This window comes from Bacillus sp. 01N45 (assembly GCF_056399205.1).
Window position 1 is genome coordinate 347,535 of the sequence record NZ_JBFTQW010000002.1, and the last position, 14,592, is coordinate 362,126.

A 14,592-nucleotide genomic window follows, 5' to 3' on the forward strand; every position below is an offset into this window, starting at 1 on the left:
GGATGTTTTACAGAAGAAAGTACTATATAGTAAAAAATGAATTTGTAGAAATATTTAATGAGCATTTTACTAACACAAACTTACCTAACCAGTTAAAGCATGGTTCCAGGCTAATAGGACGCTGGATGAAAGATAATAATGATGGTACAACAGAAATATTCGCCATATGGGAATATGACAGTTATGAACAGTATAAAGACATTGAATCAAAAATTAGAAGTGACGAGATGCATGTTAAAAGAATACAGGATTGGTATGAAAAACATGGTGGAAGAGAATATGTTTTACAAAAGTACATATTAGAGTTAAAACATGAAGAGTTAATATGTACTGTAAAGTGATAGAGGAGTGAGGGATAGTGGGAATTAAAACAAAATTATATTTTAGTTTAGCATCCACTACTTTATTTGCAATAGCGTTGATAGTTTTCTTTATAAACGGCAATCCACAAAAGTGGTTTTGGTTATGTATTTTCTTTGCGTCTATTATACAAAATATAGTTTTACTAAAAAAGAATAAAGAAGCGCATTAGATATTTAAATTATTAACATATTTGTGTCGTCTTTCTAGTTTTATTGAAAACGTTTTTATTCGGTTTTATAATAAAAGTATGTTTTTACAGATCTCCAAAATAATGAATAGGGAGATGATACAATGTTAGCTTCACCGTTTTACTTACATACATGGAAAAAGTTTATTGATGAAGGAGTCCTTGATTCGAACCGTATGAACGAAAGAATTTCAGAGTCATGGCATCGATGTAAACAAGCAAATGTGAATCCTCATATGAATAAAGGTCAGAAAATTTTGTCTTCTAATATTTTTCAAGATCAAAAGAAAAAGAGTGAAATCTTCCTTGATATAGCAATACCTCAATTACAAAATATGAGGAAAACCATGGATGAACTGCAAATGATGGCATTATTAATTGATCCAGACGGTTACGTTCTATCGTTAAGCGGAAATCAACAAACGTTAAAACGAGCAAAACATATTAACTTCATTGAGGGTGTGAAATGGACGGAAGCAGCTGTTGGTACAAATGCGATAGGAACCGCGTTACAGATTGAAGAGGCTATTATGATAAGTGGTACAGAGCATTATTCTGTCGCATCTCATAGCTGGAGTTGTGCGGCCGCTCCGATTCATAACGATGATGGGAAATTAATTGGTGTTCTAGATTTCTCCTGTCCAATTGAATTTTCACATCCGTATATGCTAGGGATGGTAACTTCAATTGCACATGCGATTGAACGTGAATGTAGTATTCGAGTGCATCAAAATGAACTACATTTAATCCATCGTTTTTTAGATGTAATTGACAGTGATGAACAAGTTGTCATTTGTAATCATCGTGATGTTATCGTTTCCGCAAGCAAAAAGGTTCGAGAACGTGTTTCTAATTGGTCACGAATGAAACTTGAAGATTTAATGCAACATGGATTGAAGCCTAAATTAGAAGTACCAGTATATAGTAATGATAGAATGATCGGGAAATGTATTTATGTACAGGAAAATAAACAAGGAAATTTATTTTCAGCTTCCCCATTTATAAACGGAATTACTTTCCATGGAGTTATTGGGACAAGCGATGTATTTCAACATACGTTAGAAGAAATTAAGCTTGTATCTCCAACTGACGCTAGTGTATATGTTTGTGGTGAAACAGGTGTAGGGAAAGAATATGTAGCGAGAGCGATTCATGAAAATAGTCCAAGAAAAAATGGCCCTTTTATAGCTGTTAATTGTGGTTCGTTGCCGAAAGAATTAATGGAAAGTGAATTATTCGGTTATGCTGAAGGTGCGTTTACAGGTGCGCGGCGCCAAGGATATAAAGGGAAATTCGAACAAGCAGACGGTGGAACAATATTTTTAGATGAAATTGGTGAAGTGCCGCCGGAGATGCAAGTAGCATTATTGCGTGTTTTACAAGAACGAACAGTAACCCCGATTGGCAGTTCAAAAGAAGTACCAGTAAATATTCGTATTATTACTGCGACACATAAAGATTTACTGCGATTAGTAGAAGAAGGGAAATTCCGTCAAGATTTATATTATCGGTTACATGTTTATCCGCTGTATGTTCCATCGTTAATAGAAAGAAAAGAGGATATTCCGTACTTCATACAAGATTTTTGTGAACGAAAGAATTGGAATGTTGTATTTCCAAAGAGTATTTGTAATCAATTTTCACAACATACATGGCCCGGAAATATTCGGGAATTATTAAATGTATTAGAACGGATTTACATTTTGTCGCAAGGACGGGAAATATGCGAAAAACAAATCTCTTTTTTATTACAAACAATGATGGGAAATCAACATCAACTTGAATTGCAAGCAGAAAATAAAACGGAGCATACATTAAATTTTCGTGAAAAAATACAGCGTGATAGTATGATTGAAGCGCTAGAAAAGACGAATGGAAATGTTTCTTTAGCTGCAAAACTGTTAGATGTACCTCGAAGTACATTTTATAAACGAATGCAAAAATATAAGTTATAAAGTAGATTTTTGTAATCTACTTTTTCTTTATGGGCTCATGTTCTGTCGGAATGTGCGCTTACCGGGGAAATAATTGAATAGTTGAAAATTAATTTCCGAAAGGGGAACTTATGTGAAGTATATTGAAATTGGCATCGGAAATAGGTGGTTCGTTCGAACAGAAACTGAAAATAAAGATGGAACTGAATTTGAGGAAAGAGGAATTATAAAACCTATTTACTTTGAGTCTTTATATGTACGGATTTGGTTTCGGAAAACGTGTTTTATTTTTGATACGAAAGAAGGGTTTAAGAAAGTAAGAAAAAGTAGAGCTGAGTATAAGTTTATTGTTGGGATTGTAAGTAGGTTAACACAATAGAATCAAATAGGGGGTGTTTTTATAATTAGAATTACCACATTTATACTCGCTATTATTGTAATGGGCTATTCTATTTACAGGTGGAATGATGATTCGAAGCAAAGTATGCTTATTTTGCAATTATTGTTAAGTTTTATGCTTGCTGGAATGGGGATACAAAATGTTAAGAAGGATGAAAAAGAGAATAAGAATATGGGACTTTTATTTTTACTTACATCGCTAATTTGTATTATTGTATCGGTAATAAAATATTTAAAATAACCTGGTACTTAATTTGTTGAGTAACAGGTTATTTTTTTGAAGTTTGCTCATTAAAAATTTTAATAGCTGTTTGGTACATCTCTTTATCAATACAAAATCTTTCTGTTATCCAATAGGCAAGGCTATGTTCGCTTTTCTTACCTTGGAAATATCGTTTTAAAACATTATCATTAATAGAAGTTGGAATACCATCGATATAACCGAATATTTGAATCTTATTTAAAATAGGAGATGTACGCCAATTATTAGACTTAGTAATAAGTTCTTTCATACTTTCTAAATGTATTGGCTCTGTATGTAAGATTTTTGATGGACCTGGATCTCTAGTAATTTCAATACTATTATTTGAGACTTCATAAGTAAAAATTTCTCTTACATTACTTACTTGAAATGATTCATAAAATGCGTAAGCCTGAAATAAAGGCGCACAGTAACCAACATCGACATAATAAGGTTTGTCTAAGTTAACTCGTAAGCATAAATGTCCGGGGTCCATATACATATAATGAACATCAAAACCAAGATTTGATAATAGCCAATGGAATCCAATCGAGTGCGTCCAACAAGTACCGCCCAGACCTTTTGTTGTAATACGGTTTATGTATGTCTCAATGGAAGGAAAATAATGACCTGTTTCATTACCTTTTTCCCAGTAAATTATTTTAGTAAGAGTTTCCCACTTTACTTTTTCTTGATGAGCTTTAATAAGCTCATTCAAAAACTTTAAGCTAGTAGGCTGTTTTGTAGTATCTAAAAATGATAGAAATTCATTTACTAGTTTTTCTGACGACATTTTCTTCCCCTTTCTATATAGAAGTTAGTATTAAGAGTATTATACAATAAATATCAGAAAATAAAGTTATTAATGTAATGGGGGAGAATTATATGTCGATGTCGCTATATTATAATAAAATCCGGGAGCAATTAGGCCATAAACTAATTTTTGTGCCGAGTGTAGCTGCTGTTATAAAAAATGGGCAAGGAGATATTTTGTTTCAATATCCTGGCGGGGAATACTGGAGTTTGCCAGCTGGAGCAATTGAACTTGGGGAAACTCCAGAAGAAGCAGTAGTTCGGGAAGTTTGGGAAGAAACAGGATTGAAAGTGCAAGTAAAAAAACAAAAAGGAGTATTTGGAGGAGAAGAGTACCGCTATACATATCCGAATGGTGATGAAGTAGAATATATTGTTGTTGTGTTTGAGTGTGAAGTTACTAGTGGCAAGTTAAGATCAATAGATGGTGAATCTTTAAAACTACAATATTTCTCTTTATCTGAAAAGCCACCTTTAGCGTTACCATACCCAGATAAAATATTTTTATAAATGTAAAATAGCACACCTTATTTATTGAAGGTGTGCTATTTATATAACCCCGTCGTATACATTTCCGTCAATGTATGCACAATTTCTCCTAACTCTAATTTTTTATCATTTTTTACAATCGTCCAAAGAAACATCTCATTCATTGCGAACCAAGCACGTGCTACAATTTCTTTATTTAATTCAGGCTGTGCTAATCCACCTTCTTGAGAGTATGTAATATCCTGCGTAATACTGTTTATAAAGCGTTCCCGTATCTCGTCCCATTTTTGACGTATCTCTTTTGATAATCCAATTGCTTCCTGCACAACTTGTAATATAGCTCGTTCTTTTTCTGCTAGTTGTAGGAATGCTCTAACTTGATTTTGAATCATTTTATGTGCTTCTTCTTTCGTTTGAGGGGAAAAGGAGCACTCAGCAATATCATAAAATTGATTCATGACATCTTCCATTAAAACGATAAGGAGATCATCTTTGTTTTTAAAGTATACATATGCCGTTCCATAACCAGTTTCTGCATGTTTAATAATTTGTGTAATAGTCGTTTTTTGAAATCCGTTACGTATAAAAATAGTGTAACCAGCGTGTAATAGTTTCTTCTTTGTTTCTAAGGAGCGGTGTTTTCTTGATGAAAGAGTACTGTTTTTCAAAGAACCACCTCTTTATACTGAAATATCTGAAAATATAACTGTATTGTAAAAGGAATTCATATATAAAGTCAACTGACATAATATCATTGACGTTATATCAACTAAGGTGATATATTTCAATTAGTTAGAATAAAAAGAAAATTAAAAGAAGGTGACACCATGTATAAAGAACCATTTCAACCGAATTATGAATATGCGCTTGAATGTGATAAACATGATGAACTGAAAGATTTTCAAACTGAATTCTATAAAAAAGAAGGAACGATATATTTAGATGGAAACTCATTAGGGCTACTTTCAAAAAGAGCAGAGAAATCATTACTTACGTTGCTCGATTCATGGAAGGAGTATGGAATTGACGGCTGGACTGAAGGAGAGCATCCGTGGTTTTTCCTTTCGGAGAAATTAGGTGAATTGACTGCGCCTCTTATTGGAGCTTTACCGGAAGAAACAATTGTAACCGGTTCCACAACGACGAATATTCACCAAGTAATTGCGACGTTTTATGAGCCGAAAGGAATACGTACAAAAATTCTTGCTGATGAATTAACATTTCCGTCAGATATATATGCACTTCAAAGTCAAATTCGTTTAAAGGGTCTAGATCCAAATGAGCATTTAGTACGAGTGAAGAGCCGAGACGGTAGAACACTTTCTGAAGATGATATTATTCAAGCAATGACAGATGATATCGCGTTAATTTTATTGCCTTCTATACTATATAGAAGTGGACAAATTCTTGATATGAAACGTTTAACAGCGGAAGCTCATGAGCGTGGTATTCATATTGGATTTGATTTATGTCATTCAATCGGTTCTATTCCGCATCATTTCAAAGAATGGGATGTTGATTTCGCCATTTGGTGTAATTATAAATATTTAAATGCAGGACCTGGTGGAGTTGCGGGCCTTTATGTAAATAAAAAGCATTTTAATAGACTTCCAGGATTATCAGGTTGGTTTAGTTCTAGAAAAGATAAGCAGTTTGATATGGAACATACATTAACAGCTGCTAATCATGCAGGTGCTTATCAAATTGGTACACCGCACGTATTAAGTACTGCACCTTTAATTGGTTCTCTTGAAATATTTAAAGATGCTGGTATAGAACGTTTACGTGAAAAATCGCTACATATTACAAGATACATGCTGGATTTAATTGATTATGAATTAAAAGATTACGGATTTACAATTGGAAATCCATTAGAGGATGAAAAACGAGGCGGGCACATTTATTTAGAACATGCAGAAGCAGCACGCATATGTAAAGCGTTAAAAGCAAATGGAGTTATCCCTGATTTCCGTGCACCTAATGGAGTAAGACTTGCGCCGGTCGCTTTATATAACACATACGAAGAAGTGTGGAAATCTGTACAAATATTAAAGAAAATTATGAAAGATGAAGCGTATAAGCAGTTTGAAAATAAGCGAGAGGTTGTGGCATAAGTATGAAAGCTTCAGAGTGGATTGATATTTCACAACCGCTAAATAATGATATTGCTACTTGGCCAGGTGATACACCGTTCTCGTATGAAGTTTCATGGTCAAAAGAAGAAAGTGGCTCAGTAAATGTCGGAAAGCTAACGATGAGTATTCATACAGGTACTCATATTGACGCACCGTTTCATTTTGATAATGATGGAAAGAAAGTAATAGATTTAGATGTTCAAGTTTATGTCGGTCCAGCGCGGATCATTGATGTTTCTAATCTTGAAAGCATTGGGAAAAAGGAATTAGAAACCTTTCATTTAGAAGGTATAGAACGCTTGTTGTTACGCACATCTTCACATGGTAAAGCGAATGAATTCCCGGATATAATTCCGCATTTACGTGCTGATATCGCACCATTTCTTTCTGAAAAGGGAATTCGTTTAATTGGGGTAGATGTACCATCAGTAGATCCATTAGACGATAAAGAATTAGCAGCGCATCACCAATTGTTTAAACATGGTATACACATTTTAGAAAATGTCGTACTAGAACATGTAGCAGACGGCGATTATGAATTAATCGCATTACCACTTGCCTTAACAGATGCAGATGGAAGTCCAGTTCGAGCAGTTATTAGACCAATATAAGTAGAATTATATAAAAGGGGCGTTTGGCTAATATGAAAGAAAACGAAAAGGTAATTATGGAAAAAGGAATTCATACGGACTTTAAAGAGAATATGACGTACGGGGAGTATTTACAATTAGATAGTTTACTATCTTCTCAAAAGAGATTATCAGATCATCATGATGAAATGTTATTCATCGTGATTCACCAAGCAAGTGAACTTTGGATGAAGCTTATTTTACATGAGTTAAACGCAGCGATTGAATCTATTAAACAAGATAAATTACAACCAGCTTTTAAAATGTTAGCACGTGTATCAAAAATTCAGTCGCAAATTATTCAATCTTGGGATATTCTTGCGACATTAACACCATCAGAGTACATTGAGTTTCGTGACTCACTCGGTCAAGCTTCAGGTTTTCAATCGTATCAATATCGTATGATTGAGTATGCGCTTGGCTATAAAACGCCGCACGCATTAAAAATTTATGAAAAAGATCCAGAATTACACGCTCGACTTCATACAGCGCTACACGCACCAAGTTTGTATGATGTGGCAATTCAAGCACTTGTAAAAGAAGGATTCCCTATTCATAAAGATGTGTTAAATCGTGATATTACGCAGCCTTATGAAGAAGACGCAACAGTAGAAGCAGCATGGATAGAAGTGTATGCCGATGTGAAAAAATATTGGAACTTATATCAGCTTGCTGAAAAATTAATTGATATCGAAGATTGGCTACAACAATGGCGTTTCCGTCATATGAAAACGGTAGAACGTATTATTGGTCATAAAATGGGAACAGGCGGATCTTCTGGTGTATCGTATTTAAAACGAGTACTTGATCAATGTTTCTTCCCAGAGCTTTGGAATGTTCGTACGAAATTATAAAAAACAAACCTGTCAGTTTATTACTAGCAGGTTTGTTTTTTATTTGAACACATTTATGTTTTAATTAAAGCTACAAGATATAATAAATAAGGTAATGATTTAATTGGAGGTAAAGTTTTGGATTTCAAGCAACTAGAAAATAAATTTGAAAAGAAAAAAGTAAATACATTTCTCGTTTATCAAAAAGGTGAGCTAACCAATGAATATTATAAAACGATAGAATGTGCAAGTAATTTATATAAAATAAACTCGATTACAAAAAGCATTGTATCTATATTAATTGGTATTGCAATTGATAAAGGATATATAAATGATATACATACACCGATTATAGAGTGGATTGAAAATGTATCTAATGAAAAGCGGGATTTGACTCTTTATCATTTATTAACGATGACTACAGGTGAGGATTGGAAAGAGTTCGGAAATGGAGTAGTGTTCCCAAATGATTTTGTAGAATCGGAAAACTGGGTGCAGTATATATTAGAAAAACCAATAATGGAAGAACCAGCTACAAAAATGAATTATAACTCAGGGTCTTCTCACTTGCTTAGCTATATTGTTCAAGAAGTTACCGGAATGTCGACAGAGCAGTTTGCGAAAAGATATTTATTTGATCCATTAGAAATTACCGAATATGAGTGGCAACAAGATCCGCAAGGCATACATGTCGGCGGTTTCGGTATGAAAATGAAATCTAAAGATTTATTAAAGCTCGGAATATTATGTTTGCAGAATGGATATTGGCAAGGGAATGAAATTGTATCATCGAAATGGTTAGAAGAATCTAGTAAAGCTCTATTTGAAACGTATGAACATGTGGGGGCTTATGGATATCACTGGTGGGTTTTGAATAACGAAAGATTTCACATACCGTATTGTATGTATTTTGCTATGGGATATGGCGGACAATACATCGTTATCATTCCACAGTTAGAACTTGTTGCTGTAATAAGTAGTCATATGCCAAAACGTGGACTTGTTCCATTGAAATTGTTTATTGAGCATGTACAGGAGCATTATAAGTTTATATAAGAAGAGAGAATGTTTGAAAGGTGTAAATTTAGGAATGGATTATAGAAATGAAAGAACCCGCACTGTTTAAAATATAAACAGTACGGGTTCTTTCATTTTATCTACTCGTCTTCTGAAATGTCATCTTTATAAATTTATCTGTCTTCGTTTCAAATTCTACATCAACAAAAACACCATATTCTTTTCCATCTTCACGTAGCCACAATTTAAATTTTTCAACCGTTATTTGAACGGTTTTCGGTTTTCTACCTATATGAAGGTAATCAATAATCTCCGCTTTTGGGTATTGTTCTTTCGTCTTTTCTACAGCAAGTTTCCCCCATTTGGCATACGGAGGCTGCGCATGAACAATTGATGGGACAGTATATATATTTGAACATGTAGTTATGAACAAAATGACGAGTGCGATACGCTTTAACAATTTTTTCATGATGAACTCCTTTTATATTTTTTTATATTGTTTACATATTTTTTCAACGATATGAGTTTGGATTTTTTTGTCTTCTTTACATAAAAGCGAGGCTTTTACAAAACATAACCAAGAAATCATTTCCGTAATTAAGGAGGGAAAATCATGCGTCAAAAAGCTATTTTTAAAATAGCAATTTTACTTGCATTCATAGGACTATCTTTGATGGTAAGTAGTATACAACTAAAAAATGTTGAAGCTTTTTCTAATCAAGTCATTCAAAGAGGAGCATCTGGCGAAGATGTCATTGAACTGCAATCTCGTTTGAAATATAACGGATTTTATACGGGAAAAGTGGATGGTGTTTTCGGATGGGGTACATACTGGGCACTTCGAAATTTTCAAGAGAAATTCGGATTACCTGTTGATGGTTTAGCTGGAGCTAAAACGAAGCAAATGCTAGTAAAAGCAACGAAGTATGACAAGTCAACAGCTAATAAAGGAACGACAACGAATAAAGGAAATAGTGGTGGTACTGCACAAGAAAATAAACCATCTCAAAATAAAGGGACAAATGTTCCAAATGGTTATTCTCAAAATGACATTCAGCTTATGGCAAACGCAGTATATGGAGAATCTCGTGGTGAACCGTACTTAGGGCAAGTTGCAGTAGCTGCGGTTATTTTGAATCGAGTTACAAGTGCATCATTCCCAAATACCGTTTCGGGTGTAATCTTTGAGCCAAGAGCATTTACAGCGGTAGCAGACGGACAAATATATTTAACGCCAAATGAAACAGCGAAAAAAGCTGTATTAGATGCAGTTAATGGATGGGATCCAACAGGAAATGCATTGTACTATTTCAATCCAGATACCGCAACAAGTAAATGGATTTGGACTCGTCCACAAATTAAAAAGATCGGGAAACATATTTTCTGTAAATAGAGCGGAGGTGGAACTATGTTACGAGGTATTATAATCGTATTATTAACAGTCGGTGTAGTTGGAACAGGATATTGGGGCTACAAAGAACATCAAGAGAAGAATGCAGTATTAATTCGAGCAGAAAATAGCTATCAACGTGCGTTTCATGATTTAGCATATGAGGTTGATTTATTGCACGACAAAATTGGAACAACGCTCGCGATGAATTCACGTGCATCTTTATCACCTGCATTAGCAGACGTATGGAGAATAACATCTGTAGCTCGTTCGGATGTAGGACAACTGCCTTTAACATTAATGCCTTTTAATAAAACGGAAGAATTTTTAGCAAATATCGGTGATTTTAGTTACCGTGCAGCCATTCGTGATTTAGAAAAAGAGCCGTTAAATGATCAAGAATACAAAACGTTGGAAACTTTATATTCAAATGCAGGCAATATACAAGATGAACTAAGAAAAGTACAACATCTTGTTTTGAAAAATAATTTACGCTGGATGGATGTTGAGATGGCACTCGCATCAAATCATGATCCTGCAGACAATACAATTATTGATGGATTAAAAACAGTAGAGAAAAACGTAACATCGTATTCGTCTACAAACTTCGGACCGACCTTTACTAGTGCGCAAAAAAATAAAAAAGGCGGATTTGAAGCAGAAGGAAAAGCAATTTCTAAAGATGAAGCGGCGAAAATCGCAAAATCATTTTTGAATTTAAAAGGAAATGAAAAAGTAGATGTTGAGAAAAGCGGAAAAGGTGCGAAAGAATCTTTCTATAGTGTGAAAATTAAAGATCCAGCAACGAATAATGAGTTTTATATGGATATTACCGGAAAAGGCGGATATCCAATTTGGGTTATGAATAACCGAGAAATTAAAGAACAGAAAATTAGTTTAAACGATGCAGGAAGTAAAGGTTTGAAATTTTTAAAGGACCACAAGTTTAATAATATGGAGCTTTTTGATAGCTCACAATATGATAACGTTGGTGTATTTACGTATGTAGTAAATGAGAATGGCGTACGAATTTATCCAGAAGCAATTCAAATGAAAATTGCTTTAGATGATGGTTCTATCGTTGGTTTTTCTGCAAAAGAATATTTAGCATCACACCAAAAACGAACAGTTCCCTCAGCAAAGCTAACTGCAGCAGAAGCAAGAAAGAAAATCAATCCAGATGTTAAAGTTATGGAAGAACGTAAAGCCGTAGTTGTAAATGATTTGCATAATGAAGTACTTTGCTATGAATTTGTAGGTACTTTAGGGAAAGATACGTACCAAATTTTCATTAATGCAAATAGCGGAGCAGAGGAAAAAGTGAAGAAAATGCAAGCTGTTGAAAAAATTTATGATTAAACTTTAATAGTAAAGTGGTGAGAATAATGAAGATCTTAATATATATGTTGATGCTTTGCTTTTTTATAACAGGATGCAGTATTGGAAAAAAGGACAATCCAAACGAAAAACCAGAGCAAAAAAATGTTTCGACGAAAAATGTTAATTATACAAACAAACCAAATAAGCCAAATGAAAAAGCGGCGGACCATTTAGCATCTTTAGCCGCAAGTGTGCCAGGTGTGAATGATGCAACAGCGGTAGTTGTGGGGAAATATGCTATTGTAGGTATTGATGTAAAAGCGAAACTCGATCGAACTCGCGTGGAGTCCATTAAATACTCTGTAGCAGAAAGTTTAAAAAACGATCCGGATGGTGCTAATGCAGTCGTTGTAGCGGATGTTGATACGTATGAACGACTCAAACAAATTGGAAAGCAAATTAAAAAAGGAAAAACAGGTGAAGGTATACTTGATGAGTTAGCAGCAATTGTTGGCCGAGTAATGCCACAAGTTCCAAATGACATGATTGAAAATCGAGAAACGAATCCAATTAAAGATAATGATAAACAATTACCAAAAGATGAAGAACAAGAACTAAGAAAAGAACAGAATGACCAATCAAATAATCATTTGAATAAATAAAGTTAACCCCGTACTTAATTGTACGGGGATTTTTCAATATAATATTTAATATTCAGTTTATTTTTAAGGGAATATATGGTTTAATTATGGTGGGAGGGACAACTGTTATGATGAAAAAAAGCGCATTAATAGTATGTAGTTTATGCTTAGGTTTCAGTATGACAGCGTGTGAACAGAAGAAAGAAGTAAAAAAACAAACAGCGACTTCTTCTACTGTGTTGGAAAGTGAGAAGAAAGAGTCTATCAATATAAATCATTTCTCGAATATAAATGAAGGAATGACTTATATTGAAGTGAAAGATGTAATTGGTTTTGATGGTAATTTACTTATAGAAGAAGGTGTAGAAGATTCTACACAAATTAAACAAATTTTTTCATGGAAGGGAAGCGATCCAACTTCATTAGTTGAAATTACCTTTTTAGATGGAAAAGTGCATTCAAAAGCGCAGCAAGGTTTAAGTTAATAAGTTGAAAAATGGGAGAGTTTAGCATGAACATACATACAGGGGAAATTCGATTAGTTCCGTATAAGGAGAAGTATAAAGAAGTTATACAAACATTTACTTTACCAGGTGAACAAGTTCAATTCACATCAGATCCAGGTGAATTATTGGAGAAAGCAAAAAGTGATCGAACAAAAAATGTGATTGTTATTTTAGATTACAATGGGGTACCTGTTGGTCTTTTCGCACTGCAAACAGGGGATAGAGTACAGGAGTTCACAGACAATCAAGATGCTTTACTTTTAACTTCGTTTTCTATAAATCACAATAGACAAAGAAAAGGATATGCTAAAAAATCATTGGCATTATTACAAGAGTTTGTAAAACGTTATTTCCCGATAAAAAATGAGGTTGTACTTGCTGTGAATGAAAAAAATATTCCTGCACAAAATTTATATGAAAAAGTCGGCTTCCAAGATAAAGGCTTTAGAAGAATGGGACCAATTGGTCAACAAATTATAATGCATTTACCTATCATGAAATAACGAGAAGAAAAACTTACTCTTGCATAACAAAGTAGTAAGTTTTTTATTTAGTACGATATATAATGTAGAATATATATATAAATGAAATAGAAATGAAGGAAATACAAAATGAATCAAGTTAGAAAATGGAATATTGTTGGAGGAAGGGTGATAAAAACCGGAATAGCAGTTTTTCTTACAGTTCTAGTTTGTGAATTTTTCAATATACCCACTATTTTTGCTGTCATCACGGCTATTGTAACGATTGAGCCAACTGCAACGGATTCTATAAAAAAAGGGCTAATTCGTTTTCCAGCTTCAACAATTGGATCGGCGTATGCAATGACTTTCACATTTTCCCTAGGTCATCAGGCTCTTTCTTATGCGTTAGCAGCGATGTTTACAATCGTTACATGTCAAAAACTAAAGTTACATGCGGGAACGTTAGTCGCAACATTAACTGCTGTTGCAATGATCCCTATTACGGCAGATCATTATTTCACTGCATTTTTAATTCGATTAGCTACTACATCTACTGGTATTATAGTATCTACTTTAGTGAATTTTTTCATTTTGCCACCACACTACCTTAAAACCATTTCGGGATGTACAGAGGAGCTATTTGTTAAAACAGCAAATATTATGGAGGAATGGCTTAATGCATTAATTGAAGGGAAAGTTATAAAGAAAGAGACAACTCATAATCTATCTAGTTTAAATTTATCATTACATAAAGCGGTACAATTTGTTCAATATGAGCAAAAAGATTGGAAATATCATCGACATACAAAGAAGGAAATGAGAAGCTTTTTAGCCATGCAGAAGCAACTCCATATATTGCAGCAAATTATTTACCATATAGATAATTTAGCTCGAGCACCAATTGAAACATGGGACTGGTCACAAAATAAAAAAGAGATATTACAGCGAACGGTTCATTCTGTAATTTCTATATTAAGAAATAATTGTAATGAAATAGATGAAGAACATTTTAAACTGATTGATGAATTAGACAAAAAATTTTGGGATTATAAAAATGATTTAGGACATTGTAAACCAAATCAATATCATCATCACTTTTCAAGCGAATCTATCATTTTGTTTGAGGTATTATCTATACATGATATGTTAGAGGAATTAAAACAAATATCCGAGAAATATGAGAGTGAAAATCAACTCAATTGTTCGGCTCATTTAAATGGGGAGGATTGAT

18 protein-coding genes are annotated in these 14,592 nt (G+C 33.8%); 15 read left to right on the top strand and 3 right to left on the bottom strand.

Translation table 11 applies throughout. The features are described from left to right. Positions 1–2: 2 nt before the first annotated feature. From AC1DMU_RS06020 to AC1DMU_RS06035, 4 genes are all read left to right on the top strand, one after another. Positions 3–341: an NIPSNAP family protein gene (locus tag AC1DMU_RS06020; protein ID WP_088063669.1), complete on the top strand. Its 339-nt coding sequence runs from the start codon at positions 3–5 to the stop codon at positions 339–341. 313 nt (positions 342–654) lie between these two features. Next, positions 655–2,505, top strand: coding sequence for a sigma-54-dependent Fis family transcriptional regulator (locus tag AC1DMU_RS06025; RefSeq protein ID WP_088063668.1), 1,851 nt, complete (start codon positions 655–657; stop codon positions 2,503–2,505). A gap of 112 nt (positions 2,506–2,617) precedes the next feature. After that, positions 2,618–2,863, top strand: coding sequence for a DUF3977 family protein (locus AC1DMU_RS06030; protein ID WP_088063667.1), 246 nt, complete (start codon positions 2,618–2,620; stop codon positions 2,861–2,863). 21 nt (positions 2,864–2,884) lie between these two features. Next, complete coding sequence (locus AC1DMU_RS06035) at positions 2,885–3,124, top strand: DUF3953 domain-containing protein (RefSeq protein WP_088063666.1); 240 nt, start codon at positions 2,885–2,887, stop codon at positions 3,122–3,124. Positions 3,125–3,152: 28 nt separating this feature from the next. Here the strand turns inward: AC1DMU_RS06035 and AC1DMU_RS06040 are convergent, their stop codons facing one another. After that, positions 3,153–3,917 (bottom strand): arylamine N-acetyltransferase family protein, encoded by a 765-nt coding sequence (locus AC1DMU_RS06040; protein ID WP_088063665.1) that lies wholly within the window; start codon positions 3,915–3,917, stop codon positions 3,153–3,155. 92 nt (positions 3,918–4,009) lie between these two features. Between AC1DMU_RS06040 and AC1DMU_RS06045 the strand changes: the two genes are divergently transcribed. After that, positions 4,010–4,447: an NUDIX hydrolase gene (locus AC1DMU_RS06045; RefSeq protein ID WP_060486742.1), complete on the top strand. Its 438-nt coding sequence runs from the start codon at positions 4,010–4,012 to the stop codon at positions 4,445–4,447. A 35-nt stretch (positions 4,448–4,482) separates the two neighbouring features. Here AC1DMU_RS06045 and AC1DMU_RS06050 read toward each other — a convergent pair whose 3' ends face one another. Further along, the gene (locus AC1DMU_RS06050; protein WP_372470951.1) at positions 4,483–5,094 is read right to left on the bottom strand and encodes a TetR/AcrR family transcriptional regulator; all 612 of its coding nucleotides are present in this window, start codon (positions 5,092–5,094) and stop codon (positions 4,483–4,485) included. Between the two features lie 159 nt (positions 5,095–5,253). Between AC1DMU_RS06050 and kynU the strand changes: the two genes are divergently transcribed. The 4 genes from kynU (at position 5,254) to AC1DMU_RS06070 (ending at position 9,079) form a co-directional block, all read left to right on the top strand. Then, on the top strand, positions 5,254–6,540 hold the full coding sequence (gene kynU, locus AC1DMU_RS06055) for a kynureninase (protein ID WP_088063663.1): 1,287 nt from the start codon (positions 5,254–5,256) through the stop codon (positions 6,538–6,540). A gap of 2 nt (positions 6,541–6,542) precedes the next feature. Continuing rightward, positions 6,543–7,172, top strand: coding sequence for an arylformamidase (gene kynB, locus AC1DMU_RS06060; RefSeq protein ID WP_088063662.1), 630 nt, complete (start codon positions 6,543–6,545; stop codon positions 7,170–7,172). Between the two features lie 32 nt (positions 7,173–7,204). Further along, positions 7,205–8,044 carry a tryptophan 2,3-dioxygenase gene (gene kynA, locus AC1DMU_RS06065; protein WP_087983895.1) on the top strand — a complete coding sequence of 280 codons (840 nt, stop codon included), beginning with the start codon at positions 7,205–7,207 and terminating at the stop codon, positions 8,042–8,044. A 117-nt stretch (positions 8,045–8,161) separates the two neighbouring features. Further along, positions 8,162–9,079: a serine hydrolase domain-containing protein gene (locus AC1DMU_RS06070; protein ID WP_088063661.1), complete on the top strand. Its 918-nt coding sequence runs from the start codon at positions 8,162–8,164 to the stop codon at positions 9,077–9,079. 97 nt (positions 9,080–9,176) lie between these two features. Here the strand turns inward: AC1DMU_RS06070 and AC1DMU_RS06075 are convergent, their stop codons facing one another. Further along, positions 9,177–9,509 (bottom strand): DUF3889 domain-containing protein, encoded by a 333-nt coding sequence (locus AC1DMU_RS06075; RefSeq protein ID WP_048547304.1) that lies wholly within the window; start codon positions 9,507–9,509, stop codon positions 9,177–9,179. Positions 9,510–9,653: 144 nt separating this feature from the next. On the opposite strand from AC1DMU_RS06075, the gene sleB reads away from it, so the two are divergent. From sleB to AC1DMU_RS06105, 6 genes are all read left to right on the top strand, one after another. Next, a complete protein-coding gene (gene sleB, locus AC1DMU_RS06080; protein WP_048547302.1) occupies positions 9,654–10,433 on the top strand; it encodes a spore cortex-lytic enzyme in 780 nt (259 codons plus the stop codon). A gap of 15 nt (positions 10,434–10,448) precedes the next feature. Beyond that, on the top strand, positions 10,449–11,789 hold the full coding sequence (ypeB, locus tag AC1DMU_RS06085) for a germination protein YpeB (protein ID WP_088063660.1): 1,341 nt from the start codon (positions 10,449–10,451) through the stop codon (positions 11,787–11,789). Between the two features lie 26 nt (positions 11,790–11,815). Next, positions 11,816–12,412 carry a YhcN/YlaJ family sporulation lipoprotein gene (locus AC1DMU_RS06090; protein WP_048547299.1) on the top strand — a complete coding sequence of 199 codons (597 nt, stop codon included), beginning with the start codon at positions 11,816–11,818 and terminating at the stop codon, positions 12,410–12,412. Between the two features lie 107 nt (positions 12,413–12,519). Next, positions 12,520–12,876, top strand: a complete 357-nt coding sequence (locus AC1DMU_RS06095; RefSeq protein WP_048547297.1) for a hypothetical protein — start codon at positions 12,520–12,522, stop codon at positions 12,874–12,876. Positions 12,877–12,902: 26 nt separating this feature from the next. Beyond that, complete coding sequence (locus tag AC1DMU_RS06100; RefSeq protein WP_088063659.1) at positions 12,903–13,400, top strand: GNAT family N-acetyltransferase; 498 nt, start codon at positions 12,903–12,905, stop codon at positions 13,398–13,400. 108 nt (positions 13,401–13,508) lie between these two features. Further along, a complete protein-coding gene (locus AC1DMU_RS06105; protein WP_088063658.1) occupies positions 13,509–14,591 on the top strand; it encodes an aromatic acid exporter family protein in 1,083 nt (360 codons plus the stop codon). Position 14,592: the final 1 nt, after the last annotated feature.